Origin of the sequence: Enterococcus mundtii (assembly GCF_002813755.1) — a bacterium.
GTDB classification, from domain to species: domain Bacteria; phylum Bacillota; class Bacilli; order Lactobacillales; family Enterococcaceae; genus Enterococcus_B; species Enterococcus_B mundtii.
The window spans coordinates 2,214,859-2,238,856 of sequence record NZ_CP018061.1 but is presented as its reverse complement, the minus strand read 5'-3'; the positions used below and the strand labels follow the sequence as shown (position 1 = coordinate 2,238,856).

Genomic DNA, 23,998 nt, shown 5'->3' with positions numbered 1-23,998 from the left:
TTATCCTACACAATAAAAAAGGGTGGGTCAGAAGTGTTTGGTCTTGAAAAATAAGGTGGAATCCACAAAAATTACTCTTAGAATTTCTGCGGATTTCACCTTATTTCTGGATATTATCACTTTATGGTCCAGCCGCTTATTTGGGCTTGAGATCAAAAACAAAAACCAATTTTACTTTTTCTCCAGCTACTCTTTTTTGTTTCCAGCAGTATCCATCCGTGTGGTCACACCTTTTTTTCTAGGAATGAAGTTCCGGATGAACGTAAATTTCCGATAATCGTTTCGTGTATAAAGATAACCAAAAACGCTGAAGACAAGGGCTCCGATAAAATTGACGAATAAATCTTTCATCGTATCTAAGATCCCGATGTCCAAGTACCCATCTGCCATGACATACTCTTTGGTTTTGCCATGCTCATCTTTATATGTGACAGTTGTTTGTTGGATATCTTTGATCTTATATACGGTGTTGCCATCCTCGCTTAATTTGACACTGTTGATCTGATCAACATAATTGTCTTTTTGCATATCCATCTGTAAGACTTGATCTGCAGAGAATTCAATAAATTCCCAAAACACACCGACAGTCATGGAAAAACAAAATGACACTAGTGCAACTAGTAATGGCGTCAGATTCATTGTTTTCGTGTTTTTGTTCAAGAGGTAGACAAGAGAAAAGCCAACACCACCTGCTAGGAAGCCGCTTAGTGCGTGTAACGCTGTGTCCCATAATGAAAAGTAGCCATAAAAGTCACTTAATTCACCCAAGACAGTGGCACTGAAAATAAAGGATAAGATGATGATTTCCAGTGTGTTAGGGATTTGGATCTTTAGTAATTTTTCTAGTAAATAGGGGATTTCAAACAATAATAAAGTTAATAATAAGAGCATGATATTCCCCATGTTCCGGTCGATCAATTGGTCGACGAGCATGACCACCACAATGATACGTAAAATGATGTAAATCGCATGAGTGACCTTCCCGGCGGACTTACTCCCTTTTGAAAAAAAATGTTTAATAAATTTCATAAATGAACTCCTTCGTGTTTCATATCGATTATACTTGTCTAATGAAAAAAGCCCAAATCTTCTGTTTGGATCAAAAAAACAAATTTTTTTTGCCTGACTATTTATTCAAGAAACTCGACTGTTTTTCGATAGTTACTAACGAAAACTTGAAAATTTTGGAATATTAATGGTTATTTATAAAAGAGAAAGATAACAGTAGTACGGAAAATATAAATTGTTGGTTGAATTTGTGAATGCTATCACTTATGATGGGGTAAGTGTTAAATTTTAGGAGGACAACTATGAAGAAAACAATTAAAGGGTTACTGACAGTTACAGCAATTTTTGCCTTAGGTGCCTGTACGCCTGATGAAAAAGAATCTGCATCCAGTAGCTCTTCCACAAAAGAATCAACAGAAGTATCATCCGGAGCGTCTGCTCAAACTTACACAAATCCAGCTGATATGAAAGAAGAATATGATTTGATCATCGTCGGTGGAGGAGGAGCTGGTATGGCAGCTGCAATCGAAGCAAAAGATGCAGGCTTGAATCCAGTCATTTTTGAAAAAATGCCAGTTGCTGGTGGAAATACATTAAAATCTTCAAGTGGAATGAACGCATCTGAAACAAAATTCCAAGAAGAAGAAGGTATCACTGATTCGAACGACGCCTTTTATGAAGAAACATTAGCAGGTGCGAATGGCACAAATGATAAAGAAATGTTACGCTATTTTGTCGATCATTCGGCTGCTGCAATCGAGTGGTTAGATGAAAATGGCATTAAATTAGATAACTTGACGATCACTGGTGGAATGAGCGAAAGACGAACACATCGCCCTTCTGATGGTTCTGCGATTGGTGGTTATTTAGTCGATGGGTTATTACGAAATGTCCACGAACGCCAAATCCCGATTTTTGTAAATACTGAAGTGACAGATATCCAAAAAACGGGAGATACAGTCAACCAAGTAACAGTTCAAGTGCAAGGGGAAGAACCAAAAGAAATCACTGGTAAGGCTGTAGTTGTTACAACTGGTGGATTCGGTGCGAGTGAGGAATACATCCAAACTTACCGTCCAGATCTGGAAGGATATGTAACGACGAATCAAGTGGGATCAACAGGCGATGGGATCAAGATGATTGAAAAATTAGGCGGTCAAACGGTCGATATGGATAAGATCCAGATCCATCCAACGGTTCAACAAGACGAAGGATTCTTGATCGGGGAAGTGGTACGTGGTGAAGGAGCGATCTTAGTCGATCAAGATGGCGAGCGTTTCGTCAACGAAATGAATACACGAGACAAAGTATCAGCTGCAATCACTGCATTGCCAGAAAAATCTGCTTATTTGATATTTGACCAAGGGGTACGCGATCGCGCAACAGCCATTGAGTTTTATGATGAAAAAGGTTATGTGACTGAAGGTGAGACAATTGAAGAATTGGCAGAGAAAATCAACTTACCAGCAGAAACATTAGCACAAACTGTTACGACTTGGAACGAAGAAGTTGCCAATCAAGACGATACAGCATTTGGTCGTACGACAGCCATGGAACATGATCTGTCTAAACCAAACTACTATGCGATCAAAATCGCACCTGGTATCCACTATACGATGGGTGGAATCAAAATCAATACAAACACAGAAGTTGTGGATAAAGACGGACAACCGATCACTGGCCTTTACGCAGCAGGTGAAGTCACTGGTGGCTTACATGGTGAAAACCGCATCGGCGGAAACTCTGTAGCGGAAATCATTATTTTCGGACGTCAAGCAGGACAACAAGCAGCAAAATTTGTCTCTGCACAATAATAGAAATGATATAAAAAGAGAACCTAAGGCGCATGCCCTAGGTTCTCTCAGATTGTAGACAAAGTACTTATTTATAGTGCTTTGTCTTTTTTTATACGTTAAAATAAAACTATGAATTGGAGGTGTAACCCGATGCTCTCAAAACAAGATATGAGTAAGCGTGCACAGATGGGCTTTTTTGCTCTTGAAGACTTAGTTCCCCAAGACCATTTATTACGACAAATGGATCAGTTTATTGATTTTTCTTTTATTTACGATTTGGTAAAAGATAAATATGATGAAACCCAAGGACGGCCAAGCTTAGATCCCGTTCTTCTAATTAAATTACCGATGATTCAATATTTTTTTGGTATTAAAAGCATGAGACAAACCATCAAAGAAATTGAAGTGAACAACGCTTATCGATGGTTTTTGGGGTTAGGGTTAGAAGATGCAGTTCCTCATTTTTCTACATTTGGTAAAAACTATACGAGACGGTTCAAAGGAACCACTACATTTGAACAAATCTTTTATGAGATTTTAGCACAATGTATGATGGAAGGAATCGTTGATACCTCTGAAGTTTTTATTGATGGGACGCATATTAAAGCACATGCGAATCGAAACAAGAAAGAATCCGTCGAAGTGATGGATCAAGCCTTCTTTTATACGGAAAAATTGACAAAAGAAATTGAAAAAGATCGAGAAAAACGCCTAAAAAAGCCCTTAAAAGAAACAAACGCAGAAACTAAAATAGCTATGAAAAAAACAAGTACGACTGATCCCGAAAGTGGTTGGTTTCATAAAGGTGAGCATAAAGAAGTTTTTGCTTATAGCGCACAAGTAGCATGTGATAAAAACGGCTGGATACTAGGCTATACGACCCACCCAGGAAACTTACATGATAGTCGTACGTTTATTACTTTATTTAGAAAGCTCAAAGGAGCTTTTACTCTAGATAAATTGATTATGGATGCTGGGTATAAAACGCCAGCAATCGCTCAATTACTTCTCGAAGAGAAGCTGACGCCTGTTTTCCCTTATAAGCGACCCATGACGAAAGCGGGTTATTTCAAGAAGAACGACTATGCCTACGATGAATATTATGATTGTTATATCTGTCCTAATGATAAGATCCTCACTTATTCGACAACGAATCGAAAAGGATATTTAGAATACAAAAGTAATCCAGAAGAATGTAAAAATTGTCCTGTTCTATCTACTTGTACAAATTCAAAAAATCATACAAAAGTAATCACCAGACATATTTGGGCGAAAGCAATCGAACGATGTGAGGAAATACGTCACCAAAGAAATTTTAAAGACCTATACAGAAAAAGAAAAGAAACAATTGAACGAATTTTTGGTACAGCAAAAGAATTTCACGGATTACGTTATACGAATCAAATAGGAATTGAAAAAATGCACATGAAAATTGGGCTTACTTTTGCCTGCCTAAATATGAAAAAATTAGTAAAAATCAAAAAAGGCAGAGCAAGAAAGGAGTGTTTTTCTTTAGAAAAACAAAGCTATTTCTCTTTAATTATTGAAAACATACATATAAAAAAGACAAACCTCATTTTTACATAAGGTTTGTCTACAATCTGAGAGAACCTAAGGCGCATGCCCTAGGTTCTCTTTTTAAGATTCGCTGACCGTCAAAATGATTTTTCCAACGTTTTTGTTGGCTTCCATATATTCATGGGCTTCTTTTGCTTCTGATAATGGAAAGGTTCGATCGATGATTGGACGGATCGCACCGGTTTCAAAATAAGGATCGATGTTTTTCATAAACTCTTGGGTCAGTTTTGCTTTGTACTCGTCACTTCTTGGTGTCAATAGCGTACCGATCAATTGGATTCTTTTTTGTAACAAAAATCTTAGGTCAAGAGACTCAACTGTTGTGCCTCCTAGTGTGCCGATCAAGACCCAGCGACCATCTACAGCAATCGATGACAGATTTTTCTCCCAATAAGAGGCACCGACGAAATCTAAGATGACATCAACGCCATTCCCCTCAGTCATCTTTTTTACTTCCTCTGCGAAATCTTGCGTTTTATAGTTGATTATTTCATCTGCGCCTAATTCTTGGCAAAAGGCTAACTTTTCAGCTGAACCTGCGGTAACGATGACGCGTGCTTGCGAATACTGTTTGGCTAATTGGATCGCTGCAGTACCAACACCACTTGCACCAGCATGGATCAAGACAGTCTCATTTTTTTGGAGTTTTCCTAACCAATACAAGGTTTGATAGGCAGTTAAGAAAACTTCAGCGATACCAGCGGCTGAAACGTAGTCAAGGGAATCGGGCAAGAGGATTGCTCGATCTGCTGGGATTACGGCATATTCTGCGTAGCCACCTAAATTCACTAAACCATAGACTCTCGTTCCAGTTGAAAACTCAGAACGGTCACTTGCATTTTCAATGACTTCACCAGCAACCTCTACACCTAAGATAGGGTAAGGCGCTTGAAGTGCAGTATTTTCGCGACGCATGATATCCGTACGATTGACCGCAGCGGTGTGGACTTTTAACAATAACTCCCCAGCTTTTGGAATAGGTCTAGGGACATCCACTTCAGTCAAAACGTCTGCTGAACCGGGATGTTTCATAGAGATTCCACGCATGATCAAGCCTCCTCAACAAGTTGTTTGATGGCGTCCGATACTGTAGCTGATCCTTCAGATAGAACAACAGTTGTTTTTGAGATGTTTGGTTGATCCACTAACGCTGCTAAAACTTCTGCTACCGTTTTTCTGGTAATCGATTGAGCTGGTTTTTCGTCTGGTTTGGTCAATTGGATCGAAGTGACCTCATCGTCGTTCGTCAAAGCTACAGGTTGTAATATGACATAATCTAATGATGTCTGATTTTTCAACCATTCGTCTGCATAATATTTGGTAATATAATAATCAGTCATTGACTCAGGCCATTTTTCACGGTTATCCGCAAAAGCCGCACTGATCATCAAATAACGAGAGATATTTGCTTGCTCTGCTGCAATCATTGTTTTGATTGCGCCGTCTAAATCAACTTGTAAAAGATTTTTTCCTTGAGAACCAGCAGCAAAGATGACAAGTTCACTCTCTTGAAAGGCTTCCGCCATTTTTTCTGAAGACCAAGTTAAATCAAAGGGAACATAGGCGATATTTTCTTCATCATAAATCGCTTGGTTGGCAACATCTCGTACACCCGCGTAAACTTGATGTTCGGTTGTTCCGAGTTTTTGGATCAAATGACGCCCGATTTGTCCGTTTGCTCCTACTACAAAAATATTCATTTTCTTCATCCTTTCGCTACATATCTGTATCAATCATGGTAACACCAAAAGATAAAAAATTCAGGACTAAACACTTATCAACAAAAAAACCAAAAAAGAGCTAGCATACCGCATCACTCTTTTTTGGTTTTTCAATCCGATCATTAACGAATCATTCGTAGTAAAACGGTAGATACCGCAGCTGTGACTAAACCAGCGACGATTGCTTCTGGCACGCCACTAGTAAAGATGACTGCTAAAACTGCGGAATAGACTGCATTGATATTCGTGCCAAGAACCTGTGCATAATCTTGTTGGAATAGAAAATAGATCAAGTTCATCACTAAGATCGTATTGACAAGAGAACCAGCAATCCCAGCAAGAAACAACGAAAGTGGATTCACTTTGTTTTTCGTCAATTTCTGTATGCCTTTATAAACGAAATAAGGAACAACACCAATCAAGATCCTTGGTATCAAGGCAATGATCAACGCTTTCCAACTTCCTTGATCTGTGCCGATCACTGGAATAAACGGTGAGAAAACAAAAGACAAGGGTGTTGGTATGAACGTACTGCGAATCAGACTGATCATACCAAATGTGCCACCTAGAAACGCACCTAGTCGTGGACCTAAAACAATCGAAGCGACGATGACCGGGATATGCATCGTTGTCGCATTGATCGGACCAATCGGGATAAAGCCGAGAGGTGTGACAGCGAGTAAAATCATGATTGCTAAAAACATAGCAGTTAAAGTAAAGTTCTTGGTATTTTTCATCATAACTCCTTAGATACTAGACCGACCTCTGATTCAGCAGAAGTGTGACTTGGTCGATAATGATTTGGTTATCCGCTAAAGCACCTTTTCCGTAATCGCCACAAGCTAAGAGGGATTCTCTAGGTTCAATCTCTTGATAACCGATTTCTTTTAACGTCGTTAGATTCCTTTGATTGATCGGATGTTGGTACATATTAGTATTCATCGCCGGTGCAATCAATTTTGGTGTTTCTGGTAATAGTGCCATGGCGACAGTGGACAATAGATCATCCGCTAGACCATTTGCGAGTTTTCCGATAATATTCGCGGTAGCCGGTGCGATCAGAAATAAATCAGCTTGCTTAGCTAGCTCGATATGGTTGATGACTGAAGGATCATTTTCTTGCATGACATCCGTGTGGACAGCACGCTTTGAGAGGGATTGCAATGTTAAAGGTGTAATAAATTTGGTGCTACTTTGTGTCATGATGACGTCGACTTGATAACCGAGTTTGACCAGTTGATTTGTGATATCTGCGCTTTTATAAGCAGAGATACTGCCAGATACACCTAATAGGATTTTTTTCATCATGAATTCCTCCTTATTCTAGAATCGCAGTGACGATACATTGCGCAATCTCTTGCTTGGTATCGGCTTCTATGACTTCTCCATTTTTAGATAATAAATAGCCATGATGGTGTGTTTCACTGACTTGAGTCAAGTCGTTGGCCAAAATATAATCGGTTTGATTGGTGATCAAACTTTTTTTAGCTACTTCTAATAAGTGGTCTTTCGAGACATCGACTAATAATTTAAAACCAACGATAACAGCATTTGGTTGCCATTGGCGTAACGAACGAATGATCTTCGGTGTTTTCTTCAAGGTCAAAAATAGATAGTCCGTATCAGATGAAATCTTTGCTTCTTTACTAGCGGTCCGTTCTGTTTCTGCAAACCATGAAGGCAGTGAACCAGGAGTCAACGCCTCTTTATTCAAGCGCTCAGCAAACTGTTGTTCAGAAAGACTGAAAGCTGGTGTGAAATCACTAACTGCCATGCTATGGATAATGGCATCATAGGTATTTTCTTGCATCAATCGTTCTAATGTAGTCAATAAGTCTTGAGTAGATTCGATAAGATGGATCTTCAAATGCTCAGAAGCAGTAGGTTTTACAGCAGATCGTGTCGTCACGTAGTCGATTCTCACCGTCTCGTGAGCCAGAAAGGCTTCTGCGATTGCTTGGCCCAATCGTCCAGTCGAATGATTTGTAATCGAGCGGACTTGGTCGATTCGTTCGCTTGTGCCACCAGCGGTGATCAATACCTTCATATTGTTTCACCTACAGTGACAAGTGTTCTTCCTTGGTGTGTCCCATCAAGGATTTTTTTGGTCGTTTCTTCCAATTGATCTAAGGTGATCTCGTTGACGACTAAATGATCTGTTACAGATAGGTCCGCTAGTTGTTGCCAGATATTCAAGCGTTTCTCATGTGGGACATTGACTGAATCAATCCCGATCAACTGGATATTGCGTAAAATAAAAGGTAACACTGTTGTTGTCAATTTGATGCCACCCGCATTGCCGCAAAGAGCAGCTGCGCCATCATAAGCAATCAAAGGCAATAATCGTGTGAGCTGTTCGCCCCCAACAGTATCGATCACATAATCGACTTGTTGTTTATCTAAGGGTTTATTTTTTTCTGGTAGAAAGGCTTCTGGATGAACGACTTGAGTCGCCCCTAGTTTCTGTAGCCAAGTTTTTGCTTCTTCTTTGCGGGAAAATGCGGTGATTTGCTGAAAGCCCATTTTATGCAACATCGCAATTGCCACACTACCCACTCCGCCCGAGGCGCCAGTGACGATCACTTTGTCCTCTGCTTTCATTCCTTGGGTAAGTAAAGCATTCACGCAAAGTGCAGCAGTCAAACCAGCGGTGCCTAAAACCATTGCCTGACGTAGGCTCATCGTTTCTGGAAGAGGGACGAGCCAATCCCCAGATACTTTCTGGTAATCGCTATAGCCTCCAGGTTGACTAACACCCAACCCATAGCCGGTTGCTAGAACTTGATCTCCTGGTTGAAATCGTTTGTCCAAGCTTTTCATGACGACACCAGAAAAATCAATCCCGGGAGTCATTGGATAGTGACGAATCACTTGGCCATGTTCACTACAAGCTAACGCATCTTTATAATTGACATCCGAGTAGGCGATTTTTACCCAAACTTCATTATTAGTCAGCTCAGGAAATTCTTTGTCAACGATGCTTGTATGAAAAGTAGGCTCGTTGTTTACTTGAAACTGTTTGAATGTATTCATTAGATAGAAGGTACTCCTTTCAAAATTTTCCTTAATCATACCATAAAGCGTTTCATTTTCTAGTAGTTTGCTGATTAATTTCTTCTAAAAAAAAGTTGAGATACCCGAAAAAGTACAAAGGAAATTCAAGCAAAAGGGTTGTTTTTTCAGCGGAAATTTGTATACTAATACAGGTGGTAGTAAACTTGGAGTTTACTATTAGAAAACTTCTCATAGGGGGGACAGTGACAAATGGAAATTGGTGAGAAGTTACGAAATCTGCGTATCCAAAAAAATTTGACACAAGAAGAATTAGGGGAGCGTACAGATTTATCAAAAGGCTATATCTCACAACTTGAGCGGGATTTAAGTTCGCCATCGATGGAAACATTTTTCTCTATCCTTGAAGTGTTAGGAGTTACCCCAGAAGCTTTTTTTCATCAAGAAACACCCAACCTTCAAATCGTTTATACGAAAGAAGATCGAACGGTCTATTATGATGAGGAAAATGGTTATGAACTGGAATGGTTAGTGACAGATTCCAACGAAAAAGAAATGGAACCAGTTTTATTGACATTCGATACAGCTGGTGAATATAAAACCTTTGAACCTTCACTTTCAGAGACATTTATCTTTGTCTTAGAAGGAGAGATCGCGCTAAGCTTGGGCGAACGAGAGTATGTAGCAAAAAAAGGTCAATCGATGTACTATCAGGCAACGACACACCATCAATTACGCAATCATCAAAACAAACAAACTAAGGTATTGATCGTCGCAACCGAATCATACTTGTAATATAGGGGGCAGAAAAAGTGGGAAAACCAATCATATCATTCGATCAAGTCGTAAAAAGCTATGATGATGAAACAATTTTGAAGAATGTCAGTTTTGAGATCGAACAAGGGAAATTTTATACATTGTTGGGGCCTTCTGGTTGTGGGAAAACAACGATTTTACGAATCATTGCAGGATTTACGGAAGCAACCGAAGGAGATATTTATTTTGAAGGAAAGCGCCTAAACGATCTACCGGCGAATAAGCGCCAAGTCAATACGGTTTTCCAAGATTACGCCTTATTTCCTCATATGAATGTATTTGATAATGTTGCATTTGGATTGAAAATCAAAAAAATGCCTAAATCAGAAATCGAAAAAAAGGTCAAAGACGCATTACGTATGGTGCAATTACCTGGATATGAAACGCGGGAGATCAGCGAGATGTCAGGGGGACAACGCCAACGGGTGGCCATCGCGCGAGCTATCGTCAATGAGCCGAAAGTCTTGTTATTGGATGAACCGTTATCAGCCTTGGATCTAAAGTTACGTACAGATATGCAATATGAGTTGCGCGAACTACAACAACGTTTAGGGATCACCTTTATTTTTGTGACGCATGATCAAGAAGAAGCGTTAGCAATGAGTGATGAGATTTTTGTGATGAACAAAGGGAAAATCGTTCAAAGTGGTACCCCTGTGGATATTTATGATGAACCAATCAATCATTTCGTGGCAGATTTTGTTGGTGAAAGCAATATCGTCAATGGCGTGATGATTGAAGATAACTTGGTTGAGTTTGTTGGCAAACAATTTGAGTGTGTCGATGGTGGGATGCGCGTCAATGAACCAGTTGAAGTCGTGCTTCGTCCAGAGGATTTAACGATCACAACACCGGATAAAGGGAAATTAGTCGTGACAGTTGACACTCAACTATTTCGTGGTGTCCATTATGAGATCATTTGCTATGATGAGCAACAAAATGAATGGATGGTCCACTCAACGAAAAAAGCACGCGAAGGGAGTCAAGTCGGTTTAGCCTTTGAACCAGAAGACATCCACGTCATGCGTTTCAATGAGTCAGAAGAAGACTTCGACGCACGTTTGGAAAGCTACGAAGAATAGGGGGAGAGAATATGAGAACAATGCGTAGGATCTATTCCATCCCTTATGTTTTGTGGCTTGGATTATTTGTGATTGCGCCTGTTTTGATGATCATCTATCAATCTTTTTTTGATATGAGTGGTCAGTTTACATTAAGCAATTATGCTGCGTACTTTACTTCAGGAACTTACATCGCCATGACGATCAATTCGGTATGGTATGCGTACTTGATTACATTATTCACATTGTTGATCAGCTATCCAACAGCTTACTTTTTAACGAAATTGAAACATAAGCAATTGTGGTTGATGTTGATCATTTTACCGACATGGGTCAATTTATTGCTGAAAGCATATGCCTTTATCGGGATTTTCAGTATCCATGGAAGTGTCAACCACTTTTTCGAGTTTGTCGGCATTGGCCCGCAACAGATTTTATTTACTGATTTTAGCTTCTTATTCGTAGCGACATATATCGAGATTCCTTTCATGATCATGCCGATTTTTAACGCGTTAGAAGAAATGAACCCTTCGTTATTGAGTGCTAGTAAAGATCTAGGAGCAAGTAATTTTGAAACATTTCGCCGAGTGATTTTTCCTTTGTCGTTGAATGGCGTGAAAAGTGGGGTACAAGCAGTTTTCATTCCTTCACTATCGCTTTTCATGTTGACACGTTTGATTGGCGGAAATCGAGTGATCACGCTAGGTACAGCGATCGAACAGCATTTCTTAGTGACGCAAAATTGGGGCATGGGTTCAACGATCGGCGTGATTTTGATCATTGCTATGTTCGTTGTGATGTTACTAACTGGTGAGAAGAAAAAAGGAGGTCGCTCATGAGAAAAAAATTCAAATGGTCGTATCTCTATCTAACAGTTGTCTTTCTATTATTGTATTTACCGATTTTTTATTTGATTTTTTATTCCTTCAATGAAGGCGGAACGATGAACAGCTTTACCGGCTTTACTTGGGAGAATTATCAAGCGGTATTTGAGGATACACGACTGATCATCATCGTATTGAATACATTTATGCTGGCGTTCTTATCGGCTTTGATTGCAACGATCATCGGGACATTTGGCGCGATGGGGATCTATTACACGAAAAAACGACAAGCACGAACGGCGCTATTGAGCATGAACAATATTTTACTTGTTTCTCCCGATGTGATCATCGGTGCGAGTTTTTTGATTTTCTTTACGCTAATTGGCTTTGGGTTAGGCTTTCAAAGTGTCTTGCTTTCCCATATCGCTTTTAGTATCCCTATCGTTGTTTTAATGGTCTTACCAAAATTGCAAGAAATGAACGATTCGATGGTGGATGCTGCGAGAGATTTAGGGGCGAATAATTTCCAAGTCGTAAAAAATATCATTTTACCGTTTTTATCTCCAGGAATCATTGCCGGTTATTTCATGGCATTCACGTATTCTTTGGACGATTTTGCAGTTACTTTCTTTGTGACAGGGAACGGCTTTACTACTTTATCCGTTGAAATCTATTCAAGAGCGCGGCAGGGAATCAGCTTAGAGATCAACGCATTGAGCGCACTTGTCTTCCTATTCTCGATGGTATTAGTGATCGGTTACTACTTTATCAGTAAAGAAAACCGACCAAAACGATTGAGAAAAAATCGCCGCAACCGTGAGGAGGTGGCTCGTTTACGATGAAAAAATTACAGTCTTTGCTGATCGGTATTATCTTGATCATTGGTGTATTGCTTGTCAGTGTTCGACAATTAGAAAAAGCGAGCGGAATGAGCGGCGCGAAAATTGTGACCATCTATAACTGGGGGGACTACATCGATCCTAGTTTAATCACAAAATTTGAACAAGAATCCGGTTATAAAGTGAATTACGAAACATTTGACTCGAACGAAGCCATGTTTACTAAGATACAACAGGGTGGAACCAATTACGACATTGCTATTCCTAGTGAATACATGATCCAAAAAATGATTGAAGAAAAACTTGTTATGCCTTTAGATCATAGTAAGATCAAAGGCTTGAACAATATCGATGATCGTTTCTTGGATTTGGATTTCGATCCTGATAATAAATATTCGATTCCTTATTTCTGGGGAACACTGGGTATCGTGTATAACGATAAAGTGTTCAATGAAGAAGAAATCAAGCACTGGGATGACCTTTGGAAACCAGAATTGAAAGACAGCTTGATGTTGATTGATGGAGCAAGAGAAGTGATGGGCTTGTCTTTGAATAGTTTAGGGTATTCTTTGAATAGCAAAGACATGACCGAACTAAACGAAGCAGCTCAAAAATTGAATAAAATGACGCCAAATGTCAAAGCAATCGTTGCAGATGAGATCAAAATGTATATGATCAACGAAGAGGCATCAGCAGCTGTGACTTTCTCAGGTGAAGCGGCAGATATGATGTATGAAAATGAACATTTACATTATGTGATCCCAACAGAAGGCTCAAATCTTTGGTTTGATAATATCGTCATGCCGAAAACAGCTAAAAACCAAGAAGGTGCGTATGATTTCATCAACTTCATGCTCGATCCGGAGAATGCCGCCCAAAATGCAGAATACATCGGCTACTCCACACCAAATAAAGCTGCCAAAGCATTGCTACCAAAAGAAATCTCCGAAGATGAACAATTTTATCCATCGGATGAAACGATTTCGCATCTTGAAGTTTACGAAAATCTCGGTTCGGAATACTTAGGAATCTATAATGATTTATTCTTAGAGTTTAAGATGTATCGGAAATGATAGCAAAACTCAATAAAACTGGGAAAAACTCAAGGAACCAAAACCTTTGTTTACGTACTTTTGAAAGCTCAGTTTTCCAAATTTCTACCAAAAGCGCCTTTTTAGGTGCTTTTTTTGCGTTATTTTATTTTTTCTACCAGTGATTTTCTACCAAAGTAAAATTAAATAAAATACTGATATAATAAGGATTTTATACTATCCTTTATGATATTTTTGTAACTAATTTTAAATAGGTACATATGATAATATTGGTGTTAGATAAAAAAGAGATAATCTTGAATTTTTTCTCTATGTCTATTTGGGAACGCATTATGAACAAATTAAAGTGAATTAAGTAACATAATATAAGATGATAGAGTAAACCAATATAGAGATACATTAAACTAACATGTTATAATACAAAAGAAATATTAAGTAGGTGGGGTTGGAGGTAGTTACTTTGAAAAAAATGAAAAACAATATAATAACATTAGATTTCTTTGGAGTCATATGTAATTTTCTTACCTATTCATTAATTATGACTATAATATTAGGTGTAGTATATAATAACTTAACAAAATCTGCTTTAGGATATGTTTGGCCACTTTCTATCTTAGTAATCTATATATTTTATACTATGATAAATAAAGTTCTTGATTTGAAAATTTCTAAGATCTTAATGTCTTCATCTTTATTATTTTCTATACTATTAATGTTTATGTATCAAAAAAATATTTTTATTAATATTATAATAAATAGGAATCTCGAAATTTTTTTTAGTGGGACTATTGCATTTATTCTAATAAATATCATAGTTCATTCATCTATTAGAAAAATCAATTTAACAAAAAAGAGCATAGAAAATAAAAATCATAACTTATTTAATTTGTTTTATGTTAATACCCCTAAGATGCATGAAATAGTTATGCTATTAGATAATAAAATCATGAGGTCGATTGAGAGAGAACAGATTTCAGAAGAATTACTAAAATACAACAGTAAAAGTTCATTGAAATTGGAGAAAGCCAATATTGATGCAGGGTATTCCAAAGAAGAAAGTTCTAAGAGAAGAGTGTACGAAAATTTTGATGTCAAAACGACCAAATCAATTATGCTTAGAAAAATTTACGATATAGTAAATCAAAGTGAAGATATACAATATAGAAACTCTAACTTGAATACTAAAAAAAATATTAAAACAGGTGGAATAGTTTTATTTAAGAATGTCCAATTGCAACAATTAAATATCAATGATACGGCTCTATTATTAAGCATATTACAAGATAGCAATTTAAAAGCTGATTCTGATGAAAATTTAGAGCTTAATTTAAATAAAATGATGGATAGAATGCTAGATGATTTTACTATTGATTATCAATTTGAGGAAGACGAAAAAGAATATATAATACAACTACCTTACAAGGATAATGAAAACTTTGAAAATGGTTATCATCATTACGATTTACAGTTGGGTAATTTAAGTATAATAGGTATATATCGAGGTGAAATAGATTTTGGAGTTAAGGATAGTACATCTTCAAAATTCTTAGAGTTAACTATGAACCAAATGAAGAAGGGATCAGAAACGAAAGGGACACTTTTAACTCCTAGTAATGTTCAAGAAGAAAATAACCCATTTACATTTAAATACAATAAGCTAGAAGGAACATTTCATTTGATAGATGTTGTTGCGATAATCCAAGAACTTAATATTGGTAAGGATGATTAATTATGCTCTATATTTATGATATTAAAAATATAAATCAAATGAAAAAAGATATGAAGAATTATAAATTCTATAGCTTTTCTCGTCTTTTAAATGAATGTGAAAATATAAACAATTTATATGGAATGAACTATAACTCTTTAGTTATTGATATTACGATCTTAATTAGAGATAGTAGTTTAAATGATTTATTTTGCGAAAGGTATTTAACAGTTTTATTAGATACTTCAGATAATATTCATTTTAGTTTGCAAAGTGACTTACTAGATGATTTTAAAATAAAATATCCAATGCTTATTGATGATGACAAAATTAACTATAATTATGTAGGTGAAACAGATATTAATTCTACTATTGAACTGTTAGAAACAGTTAAGCCAAATGTATTATATATGTATGAAAATAATACAACTATGCTTAATTTTATAAATCAACAAAAAGCGATATATATTTCCAATTTAATTGATGAAGATAATGGGGTTTCACTTCAATATAATACTGATAAGATAAAAAAATTATTGGGTTCAAAGAATATCTTATATGTTGATATAACTTCTGCAATAAGAACTTTAAAAGTTAGAGATTATTGGGCTTTACAATATGAAATTTTATTTAGAAAAATTATGAAATCGAAAAGTATATTTTTTACAATAGAGAGTTCATTTAAACAATATGCTATGGAGATATTTCCACTGTTTTTTGAGACTACTAAAAATATTTCTGAAGAATCATCTGAAGTTTTTGACGAAAAACAATCTAAAATAGAGAAAAAAAACTACAATGAAATTCTAGATTTAATAACTTCAAAATTAATCGGACATGAAGAATTTAAAAAAGATTTCAGACGTAATTTTTTGAAATTTTCATATCTAAAGGAATTAAAACAGAGAAAAATATTATCAATTCTTATTTGTGGTGAATCTGGTATTGGAAAAACAGAGTTTGCTAAGATTACTTCTGAGGCAATATATCCTGGGAACCCTTTGATAAAAATAAACTTTGGAAACTATTCTACTGAGGGAGTTTTAAATAGTTTAATAGGTTCGCCAATTGGATACGTAGGAAGTGAAGAAGGAGGGGAGTTAATAAATAAAATGATTATCTCGAACTCTAAAGTTATACTTATTGACGAATTTGAAAAAGCGACACCAAGTGTTTATAATTTTTTCTACGAATTATTAGAAGACGGTAAATTTACTGACCGTCATGGAAAAGAACATGATTTAGAGGGATATATAATTATTTTTACCTCAAATATGACTGAGAAACAATATAAAGAACGAATACCTGAACCTCTTAAATCAAGATTTGATATGACTTATAATTTTAAGATTTTAACTGTAGATGAGAAATTAGAATATATAAATAGTACTGCTGAAAAATTGATATCAGATCTTAATAGTAAATATCTTTTTGATTTAAATTTAGATTATTTATCTTCTGATTTAAAAAAATTAGTTGTGAACAACAATTTGAGAAATATTAAAAGGCAAATTGAGGATATTATTTTTAATGAGTTCTTTCAAAAAAAGTAAATGTAAAATATTTCTCAATGGAATAATAGTGGATTAAAAATAGAAACTAAATAATGAAGTTAACTTGATCTATCTGTCTTTATATTACTAAAACAAAGCTCTAATAATAATTTATCTCTTTTGAACGTATTATTAATGATAAGACAACAAGTCGAGTATAGATTTTAAATATATTTTATTTGATATTAAGAAAATAAAATCGATATTAATAAGGTATACTTTGAAAAATTATTTTTCAGCAATCATAATATAAAATTATATTTTAAAGCCTATTCGTGTATTTATAATTTTACTAATGGAGGGTAGAAATGAGTAGTCAGATAGTTGAATATTTATATTATTTGAAAAAAAAATCAGATGAAGATATTGAAAAAATATTCAAAGAAATTATATCTTTTTATGAAAAAGAAAATTTTCTTTATTATGAAGTTAAAGGAAAAAAATTAAGATTTAGCTTTGATGTTATATCCTACAATAGTTCACTACATGTAACTTTTAAATATAATAAATCAGGTAGAATAGGAATAAAAGAAGTATGTGTATTTCAAAATTTTTTAAATGAACTAAATATAAAAGCAAGTAAAGCACAGTTGGGTCATACAACCTTGCTTGATACAAATTCTTTGTTTTTTTCAAAAAAATTATTACCTTATTTGCATAGTTACGAATGGTCTCTAAGAAAATTAATTTACTTGGTGTCCCCAGCGCATTTTTCAGACGACTGGATAGAAAATACATTTTCCGAAAAAGAAATTTCATTAATGAAAAAAAAAGAAAGAGGGGGATTTGACAAAAAAAACCTTTTACAATTGATGGATTTGTTTGATTTTGAAGAATATCTTTTTGGAGAAAATTATATAAAGATTGCTGGTGAGGAAAGTAATACCATACGATTTAAAGAGATGTCACCAGAAAAGCTAGTGAGTTTATTTCAAGAGAAATCTTTTAGGATATCAGAACCCTATTCTTTATGGGAAGAAATATTTAGTGAGTATATAGATATTGAATTAGAAGAAATTCAAAAAGACATGAAACTGATTAGAGAAGGTAGAAATATTGTGGGTCACAATAAAGAGATAACAGAGACCGTATATAAAGACTTGGTAAAGAAGTTAAAATTGTATATACGGCAATTGGAGGAGGCTTTTCAAAAAATATTATCTGGGAACTTTAATGATGATGAACTTAGTAATATGGCGGATGATATTGAAGGATATGTTGGAAATAAATTGAATAGAATAGATTTAACCGGTGTAAATTTAGACATTGAAAATTTAGCTAGTACAATGTCAGCCATGCAAGGATTTGATACAAGTGTAATGAAGCAAACCATTGGCAACCTAGGAAAGGCAACGTCAGGTCTTAAAGGAATGGATTTAACAGGCATAAGATTAGCTACTGAAAACTTAGCTAGTACAATGTCAGCCATGCAAGGATTTGATACAAGTGTAATGAAGCAAACCATTGGTAACCTAGGAAAGGCAACGTCAGGTCTTAAAGGAATGGATTTAACAGGCATAAGATTAGCTACTGAAAACTTAGCTAGTACAATGTCAGCCATGCAAGGATTTGATACAAGTGTAATGAAGCAAACCATTGGTAACTTAGGAAAGGCAACGTCAGGTCTTAAAGGAATGGATTTAACAGGCATAAGATTAGCTACTGAAAACTTAGCTAGTACAATGTCAGCTATGCAAGGATTTGATACAAGTGTAATGAAGCAAACCATTGGTGATCTAGGAAATATACAGTCAGTTCTTAAGGGAATAGATGTAACCGGTGTAAAATTAGCTACTGAAAATCTAACTAGGTTAATGCCAGCTCAAGATAGAACAATAAAGGATTTAGAATCTGAAAATGATGTTGATAGAGCGAAAAGCTAGAAAGAAAAATAATAATAATTTTGAATAGTATAGCTTATAATTAGTGTATCCTACTAACAAGAAGGAGTGAAGGTTCAGATAACTAAATAGAATTTTTGGGATACAATGGGTTAATGAATTTCTTGGAAGTTACTATAGATGAATTCTTTAGGAATGATGTTTTATTGTAAGTAGTGATATGAAAAATAAAAGATAAAAAGTATTGATTTAAACTAGTTTATATACTAGAAAATCAATGCTTTTTCTGACATTGAATCCAAGGAGAATACTTTATATCTTAAACAGATGGAGATATACTATTAGTTTATTGAAAAAATAAATCATATTTTATCTTAACAACTTCATAATCCACATTAAAAAAAGCTGCTAATTCAGTAAGATTCTTACCTTGTATGTAATTGAACTCTTCTTCTAACATTTGATCGTTAAGTAGTAATTCGCAAGAGAAAATATCTGCTTCATGTTCTAAAGAAGATTCAAAAGCTAAACTATGAGTACTCAGTTTAAATATATTGAGATGTCTGTGTAGGAAATAATGTCCTAATTCATGTGCTAAAATTCTATCTTGTTTAGTTTTTTCTTCAATGGATGTATTTAGATGGATTATGTAATTGTGCTTATATTCCTGAAGAAAGCCCTCAACTGATCCTAAATCTGATTTTAAAGTAATAATCCCTAGCAGATCCGCAATTGATTTAGGATCATTAGTTGAGTACTGGTTGATAATATCATATACTTTCTTTTTAATTCTTAAATAAATATCCAATATGAATACACCTCTTACAGCATTAACTCTATTGATGCTTTTTATTTTGCATGTCATCTACAGTTCGTATCGCATTCTTCATGGAGATTTTGAGTAAACGAGCTGTTTCCTCATCTATATCCCCATCTTTCATAAACAACAAAGTATTTTCGTTTTTCAATTCTTCTATTGCACTTTCTAAAGCGTAATCTAATTTATCTTTTTCTTTAGGAGCTATATCTAGTAGATAATCAGCGGATACATTAAAATATTCTGCTATTTTCTTTAAAGTATCTGGATTAGGCGTTGATCGATTATTTTCATAATCACTAATAGAACTTTGCCTTAAATATAGCGCTTTGGCTAAGTCACTTTGTTTTATTCCTTTACTCTTTCTGAGCTCTTTTAATTTATCGGAAAATGCCATTATTTCCACCTCTTTTTATCGATAATATCATTAAAATACGTGTGATTTGATTGGAAAAGCTAAAAAATGTAATAATCGTATATTTTTAGTTTGACAAAAGGTAAAATACGTTATACGATAAAAACGTAAAAAACGTTATTAAAATTATTTAAGAAGTGTTTTTGTTATATAAATATTAAATTTTTAACAGCTGATGATATTTCAAAACTAATGGATTGTTCTAAAACAAAAGCCTATGGGATTATCAAAGGATTAAATAGTGAACTTGAATAACAAGGATTGCTTACCTCAAAAGGTAGAGTTAATGAACAATTTTTTGCAAAAAAATTTGGTTTTGAAAATATCTAAGACAACAGATATTTTGTTTTATTAGAGTATCCGTATATTCGGATATTCTAATAAGGCAAAATGCCTTAAAACTAATAAACAAAAAAAGCGTTCGCGAAAAGAAAAATAAATTTCTGTTCCACAAACACTCAGAATAAATCTAGACAATTTCATTCTAAGGGATTTGCAGGAATAATACAAGAGAGATATTTTTACTTGAGGTTGTAAGTCTTGATGAGGTGGAGTAAGCCAGCCGTTGAATGGTTTGCAAGGTGGCAATGGAATCTGTAAATAGAGCCATGTCAAAGATGATTTGAGATAGAAGGTTTCTAGCTATTATTAAGGACTAGGTTTTCCGTTTTGACTACAAGTAAGTTAGGGCATTGAAAACATTGGAGTAATTTCCGCTTAACAATGGAAGGGTAGCTATACTTAAAGAGTCTGATTATTTTCTATAACCATGTCGTGAGGACACGTTGAAAATAATTGCTGAAGCAAAATCATTAAAAGGTTTTGTTGAGGCTTGGCAAAAGGAGGAGTGTTGTACACCGTATATGGTAGGTCTAGTAACGTGCCGTGATACGATTAATGATCGTTAGCACGTTGAAGAATTGATTCTATGAAACGAATGGATAATGGCTTATTTCATAGTGAAAGTGAACTTTTAAGTTATTATTAGCAGTATGCACATTCTACTACCATGAATAAAGAATCACTAAATTTTTAAAGTTAGTGTTTTATAATAATGGAAAATAGTTTTTCTGAAAAAAACAGTTAACTTTAATTTGAATTATATCTCTTAAGTTGCATGGCTAGAACATTCTAGTTGTGTTTTTTTGTTTTTAAAGGAATACAAGCAAAATAAATTATAAAAATATTGAAAGAAGGAACAAAATATGGCAAATCGTGTTCAAGAAATTGCATTGAACGAAAAACAATTAGGTAAAAAAATTAAAGCAGTGTTTCGTATGGAACGAGATATGTATGTGAATGGCAGTCCAGTAAGAGGACGTGTATTTTCTGCATCAAGTGCTGAACAACGTGATTTTGAAATCTTCGTTCCAGGACTAAGAAACTCCCAATCATTTACTGGTCGTGAAGAAATCCGTTTGATTGATCCTGTTGTTCGCATTAGTGCGAAACGAAACAATATTGGAAATAGCAGATCATTAGATTTAGTTGTGTATGCGAGACGTTTAGAAGTTTTAGGAGGTAATAAATAATGGGATTAAACTTTAAAGACAATGTGATTGAAAATTTTGATGTTGCTGGAACTTTTGGCAAAATGAATTTTTTAGAAGTTGAAACAATTTTTGAGCGTGACACAGAAAATAAAGTCACTGATGTTGCAAGAGAGCAACGTGTAACGATCTATTCTGAAAAATTGAACGATCAAGTAGAAATAGCAATTTCGCCAGACTATGAAGTGAAAGGTATTGAATATGACGATGAAATTGAACTGACAGGGCATATTACTGCACGAGCTTGGTTAAGTACGTACGAAGGCTACAATAATTCTGTTCAATCTGAACAAGCGTTTAAAATTCGATCAGCGGGAATTAGAAAAGTTGGAGGTGCAACGTCAAATGCTCCAGCACAACCAGCGAAAGAAAAACAAGAAAGTAAGTAGTAAAATCATATTTTTAAAAAGGGAAGGGAATTTTTTTGGAAGATCAAATTGTCAATTGGTTAAAGAGTAAACATAAAACGAAAGTATCTGTTAGTGAATTAATTTCTGCATGGCAGATGACACAAAAACAGAAATTAAATTTGTTAGGATCAATGAAACATTTTAAAAAATTGAAACGTACCTATATAGAAAAAGATAACCAAGTACAATGTTGCTTAGTACTTGGTTAAGTCAGTTTAATTTTCATTCAGTTGAGTGATAAGCAAAATATTGTTTATTCTTTTCTGCTAAACCTATAGTGTCAGCAATTTTTAAATCACTAGGTGAATAAAGAATTGCAGGTATGCAGAAAAGATTTTTCTCCTTATCAGTAATCGTGATGGGGAAAGTAAGAGTTTTTCCGTCACTATTTGTTAGTAAGACATTTTGGGTATTAAAATTTACTGTTGAAATTTGATAGGTTCCTAGTAGTTGAATATCTTTGCCTTCGTGTTTTAGTAAATCTTTTTCAGATGGTAAAGTATCAATTTCAACATTTTCGGAAACTACTGTTTGGGAAGATACGTCTCTGACAGTTAAATTTTTGTATTCAATGACAAAAACGATCGATATAATAACGATTAATAATATAGAAATTGGTCCTAATTTTTTCATATTTGGTACTCCTTTCACGATTATGATACTAAAAACACACTTTATGACTAGTATTTTTACAATAATGTTACACTGTTCAAAATGTGTATTTTTAAATGGATAAAAATAAAAAATAACAATTTATATATAAGTATAGAATAGTAGATGTAAATAAAAAATCAATTTTCGGAGGTAAATAATGAAAAAAGTAAACCTTATTGGGAAAACAGTCATGTTAACGACAATTGTTGCTGGGATTATTTGTGTAAAGGCTGTACCAGCCAACGCAACAGAACAAGATGGTGCGTGGGAACCACGTACGGTTGAACAAATCAAAGCGGATATCCAAGGAAACCAATATACTATTGTGTGGGGGGATACTTTAGGAAATATCGGTGAGGCATATAATATTACAGTGGATAAATTGCAATCATGGAATAATATTGCTGACGCTAATCTTATCTATGCTGGAAATACATTATCTGTTGAAGGAAATATCGCAACAGTAAAAAATGAAGATGGTGACACGATTAGTCAAACTGTAATTACAGATCAGGATAAGAATGATCCAACTCAACCTGTGGGTGAAGAAGCAACGACAAACGGGTCAGAGGAACCTGAAGCAGATTCAACGACTAACCCTAATGTAGGTGCTACTACTAGCAGTGAAAGTGCTGTAACCGAAGATACAGCTACGGCGAGTGATACCACAACTACGGATAATGGATCACAATCTAGTGCTGTAGATAATTCAGAGGGTACAAGTAGCAATGAAACCTCTACGCCAGATAATTCAGGTTCACAAGTAACTGATGATTCCCAACAAGGTTCAGCAACTCAAGAAACGGAAAAAGTATTAGGTGTACCATTCATTTCACAAGGAAATACTATGCTTTGTGAAGGAACTTCTTTACTTGAAGCATTAACTTATAAAGGTATAACCAATCAAGGCTTAATGACATTCGTAAATACGATGCCAATTTCTCCAGATAATAATCCTTATAACGGATATTCAGGTGAATGGCGCTATAATGTAAGTGGAACTTATCAAGGTATGATGGCTGATCCTGTCGTACAATGGGCGGCCGCTAATGGTGGAAATGCTGCAAATATTACTGGTGCAGGTTCTGAAGGAATCAAAAATGAAATTCGAAATGGTAATCCAGTAGTTGCTTGGGTAACATATCAGTATGCGTCACCTGAATTCAAGCAAATGCCTTGGGGGAATGCTGTTTGGAATGGTCATGTCGTTTGTGTGGATGGCTTTAAAGATGGTGGGTACCATGTCGTTGATCCAGTTTTTGGTGCTAGTTGGGTAGACAGTACAACATTTGAAAACTCATTTAATACAACAGGTATGGCAGTAGCTGTCCGATAAAATAAAT

At 35.1% G+C, this 23,998-nt stretch carries 24 protein-coding genes; 14 read left to right on the top strand and 10 right to left on the bottom strand.

Annotated elements, in window-relative coordinates:
• Nucleotides 1-186: 186 nt before the first annotated feature.
• Nucleotides 187-1,029 carry a DUF2238 domain-containing protein gene (locus tag EM4838_RS10595; RefSeq protein ID WP_023520102.1) on the bottom strand — a complete coding sequence of 281 codons (843 nt, stop codon included), beginning with the start codon at nucleotides 1,027-1,029 and terminating at the stop codon, nucleotides 187-189.
• 281 nt (nucleotides 1,030-1,310) lie between these two features.
• Between EM4838_RS10595 and EM4838_RS10590 the strand changes: the two genes are divergently transcribed.
• Nucleotides 1,311-2,822, top strand: a complete 1,512-nt coding sequence (locus tag EM4838_RS10590) for a flavocytochrome c (protein ID WP_071867782.1) — start codon at nucleotides 1,311-1,313, stop codon at nucleotides 2,820-2,822.
• A gap of 132 nt (nucleotides 2,823-2,954) precedes the next feature.
• Nucleotides 2,955-4,391 carry an IS1182 family transposase gene (locus EM4838_RS10585; protein WP_071868096.1) on the top strand — a complete coding sequence of 479 codons (1,437 nt, stop codon included), beginning with the start codon at nucleotides 2,955-2,957 and terminating at the stop codon, nucleotides 4,389-4,391.
• Nucleotides 4,392-4,442: 51 nt separating this feature from the next.
• Here the strand turns inward: EM4838_RS10585 and EM4838_RS10580 are convergent, their stop codons facing one another.
• The 6 genes from EM4838_RS10580 to EM4838_RS10555 all read right to left on the bottom strand — a co-directional run bounded on the left by EM4838_RS10580 (nucleotide 4,443) and on the right by EM4838_RS10555 (nucleotide 9,136).
• Complete coding sequence (locus EM4838_RS10580; RefSeq protein ID WP_071867905.1) at nucleotides 4,443-5,429, bottom strand: NAD(P)H-quinone oxidoreductase; 987 nt, start codon at nucleotides 5,427-5,429, stop codon at nucleotides 4,443-4,445.
• 2 nt (nucleotides 5,430-5,431) lie between these two features.
• Nucleotides 5,432-6,082, bottom strand: coding sequence for an NAD(P)-binding oxidoreductase (locus EM4838_RS10575; RefSeq protein ID WP_071867904.1), 651 nt, complete (start codon nucleotides 6,080-6,082; stop codon nucleotides 5,432-5,434).
• A gap of 143 nt (nucleotides 6,083-6,225) precedes the next feature.
• Nucleotides 6,226-6,840 carry an ECF transporter S component gene (locus EM4838_RS10570; protein WP_071867903.1) on the bottom strand — a complete coding sequence of 205 codons (615 nt, stop codon included), beginning with the start codon at nucleotides 6,838-6,840 and terminating at the stop codon, nucleotides 6,226-6,228.
• Nucleotides 6,841-6,856: 16 nt separating this feature from the next.
• Nucleotides 6,857-7,408, bottom strand: a complete 552-nt coding sequence (gene coaC / locus EM4838_RS10565) for a phosphopantothenoylcysteine decarboxylase (protein WP_065095578.1) — start codon at nucleotides 7,406-7,408, stop codon at nucleotides 6,857-6,859.
• Nucleotides 7,409-7,421: 13 nt separating this feature from the next.
• Nucleotides 7,422-8,150 carry a phosphopantothenate--cysteine ligase gene (locus EM4838_RS10560; RefSeq protein ID WP_071867902.1) on the bottom strand — a complete coding sequence of 243 codons (729 nt, stop codon included), beginning with the start codon at nucleotides 8,148-8,150 and terminating at the stop codon, nucleotides 7,422-7,424.
• Entirely contained in the window at nucleotides 8,147-9,136 is a 990-nt protein-coding gene (locus tag EM4838_RS10555) for an acrylyl-CoA reductase family protein (protein WP_071867901.1), read from the bottom strand. The genes EM4838_RS10560 and EM4838_RS10555 overlap by 4 nt, the downstream gene beginning before the upstream one ends.
• 231 nt (nucleotides 9,137-9,367) lie before the next feature.
• Between EM4838_RS10555 and EM4838_RS10550 the strand changes: the two genes are divergently transcribed.
• The 8 genes from EM4838_RS10550 (at nucleotide 9,368) to EM4838_RS10515 (ending at nucleotide 18,851) form a co-directional block, all read left to right on the top strand.
• Entirely contained in the window at nucleotides 9,368-9,910 is a 543-nt protein-coding gene (locus tag EM4838_RS10550; protein ID WP_019723760.1) for a helix-turn-helix domain-containing protein, read from the top strand.
• Nucleotides 9,911-9,927: 17 nt separating this feature from the next.
• On the top strand, nucleotides 9,928-11,013 hold the full coding sequence (locus EM4838_RS10545) for an ABC transporter ATP-binding protein (RefSeq protein ID WP_010734779.1): 1,086 nt from the start codon (nucleotides 9,928-9,930) through the stop codon (nucleotides 11,011-11,013).
• An 11-nt stretch (nucleotides 11,014-11,024) separates the two neighbouring features.
• Nucleotides 11,025-11,831: an ABC transporter permease gene (locus EM4838_RS10540; protein ID WP_071867900.1), complete on the top strand. Its 807-nt coding sequence runs from the start codon at nucleotides 11,025-11,027 to the stop codon at nucleotides 11,829-11,831.
• A complete protein-coding gene (locus EM4838_RS10535; RefSeq protein ID WP_071867899.1) occupies nucleotides 11,828-12,658 on the top strand; it encodes an ABC transporter permease in 831 nt (276 codons plus the stop codon). The genes EM4838_RS10540 and EM4838_RS10535 overlap by 4 nt, the downstream gene beginning before the upstream one ends.
• Nucleotides 12,655-13,728, top strand: coding sequence for an ABC transporter substrate-binding protein (locus tag EM4838_RS10530; protein ID WP_071867898.1), 1,074 nt, complete (start codon nucleotides 12,655-12,657; stop codon nucleotides 13,726-13,728). The genes EM4838_RS10535 and EM4838_RS10530 overlap by 4 nt, the downstream gene beginning before the upstream one ends.
• Nucleotides 13,729-14,167: 439 nt before the next feature.
• Nucleotides 14,168-15,436 carry a hypothetical protein gene (locus EM4838_RS10525; RefSeq protein ID WP_100917276.1) on the top strand — a complete coding sequence of 423 codons (1,269 nt, stop codon included), beginning with the start codon at nucleotides 14,168-14,170 and terminating at the stop codon, nucleotides 15,434-15,436.
• A 2-nt stretch (nucleotides 15,437-15,438) separates the two neighbouring features.
• A complete protein-coding gene (locus EM4838_RS10520; protein WP_071867897.1) occupies nucleotides 15,439-16,968 on the top strand; it encodes an AAA family ATPase in 1,530 nt (509 codons plus the stop codon).
• Between the two features lie 308 nt (nucleotides 16,969-17,276).
• On the top strand, nucleotides 17,277-18,851 hold the full coding sequence (locus EM4838_RS10515; RefSeq protein WP_100917275.1) for a hypothetical protein: 1,575 nt from the start codon (nucleotides 17,277-17,279) through the stop codon (nucleotides 18,849-18,851).
• A gap of 304 nt (nucleotides 18,852-19,155) precedes the next feature.
• Here the strand turns inward: EM4838_RS10515 and EM4838_RS10510 are convergent, their stop codons facing one another.
• On the bottom strand, nucleotides 19,156-19,617 hold the full coding sequence (locus EM4838_RS10510) for an ImmA/IrrE family metallo-endopeptidase (protein WP_071867895.1): 462 nt from the start codon (nucleotides 19,615-19,617) through the stop codon (nucleotides 19,156-19,158).
• Between the two features lie 28 nt (nucleotides 19,618-19,645).
• Nucleotides 19,646-20,023, bottom strand: a complete 378-nt coding sequence (locus EM4838_RS10505) for a helix-turn-helix domain-containing protein (protein ID WP_071867894.1) — start codon at nucleotides 20,021-20,023, stop codon at nucleotides 19,646-19,648.
• A gap of 1,223 nt (nucleotides 20,024-21,246) precedes the next feature.
• Between EM4838_RS10505 and EM4838_RS10495 the strand changes: the two genes are divergently transcribed.
• From EM4838_RS10495 to EM4838_RS10485, 3 genes are read left to right on the top strand one after another with little or no spacing between them, the layout of a single operon-like run.
• Nucleotides 21,247-21,573, top strand: coding sequence for a hypothetical protein (locus tag EM4838_RS10495; RefSeq protein WP_071867893.1), 327 nt, complete (start codon nucleotides 21,247-21,249; stop codon nucleotides 21,571-21,573).
• On the top strand, nucleotides 21,573-21,980 hold the full coding sequence (locus tag EM4838_RS10490; protein WP_071867892.1) for a DUF961 family protein: 408 nt from the start codon (nucleotides 21,573-21,575) through the stop codon (nucleotides 21,978-21,980). The genes EM4838_RS10495 and EM4838_RS10490 overlap by 1 nt, the downstream gene beginning before the upstream one ends.
• Nucleotides 21,981-22,015: 35 nt before the next feature.
• Nucleotides 22,016-22,210 carry a hypothetical protein gene (locus EM4838_RS10485; RefSeq protein WP_071867891.1) on the top strand — a complete coding sequence of 65 codons (195 nt, stop codon included), beginning with the start codon at nucleotides 22,016-22,018 and terminating at the stop codon, nucleotides 22,208-22,210.
• Nucleotides 22,211-22,223: 13 nt separating this feature from the next.
• On the opposite strand, the gene EM4838_RS10480 is transcribed toward EM4838_RS10485, so the two are convergent.
• Nucleotides 22,224-22,634, bottom strand: a complete 411-nt coding sequence (locus EM4838_RS10480; protein ID WP_081367467.1) for a hypothetical protein — start codon at nucleotides 22,632-22,634, stop codon at nucleotides 22,224-22,226.
• A gap of 178 nt (nucleotides 22,635-22,812) precedes the next feature.
• Here EM4838_RS10480 and EM4838_RS16875 point away from each other — a divergent pair, with 178 nt between their 5' ends.
• Nucleotides 22,813-23,991, top strand: a complete 1,179-nt coding sequence (locus EM4838_RS16875) for a C39 family peptidase (protein WP_071867890.1) — start codon at nucleotides 22,813-22,815, stop codon at nucleotides 23,989-23,991.
• Nucleotides 23,992-23,998 lie beyond the last annotated feature (7 nt).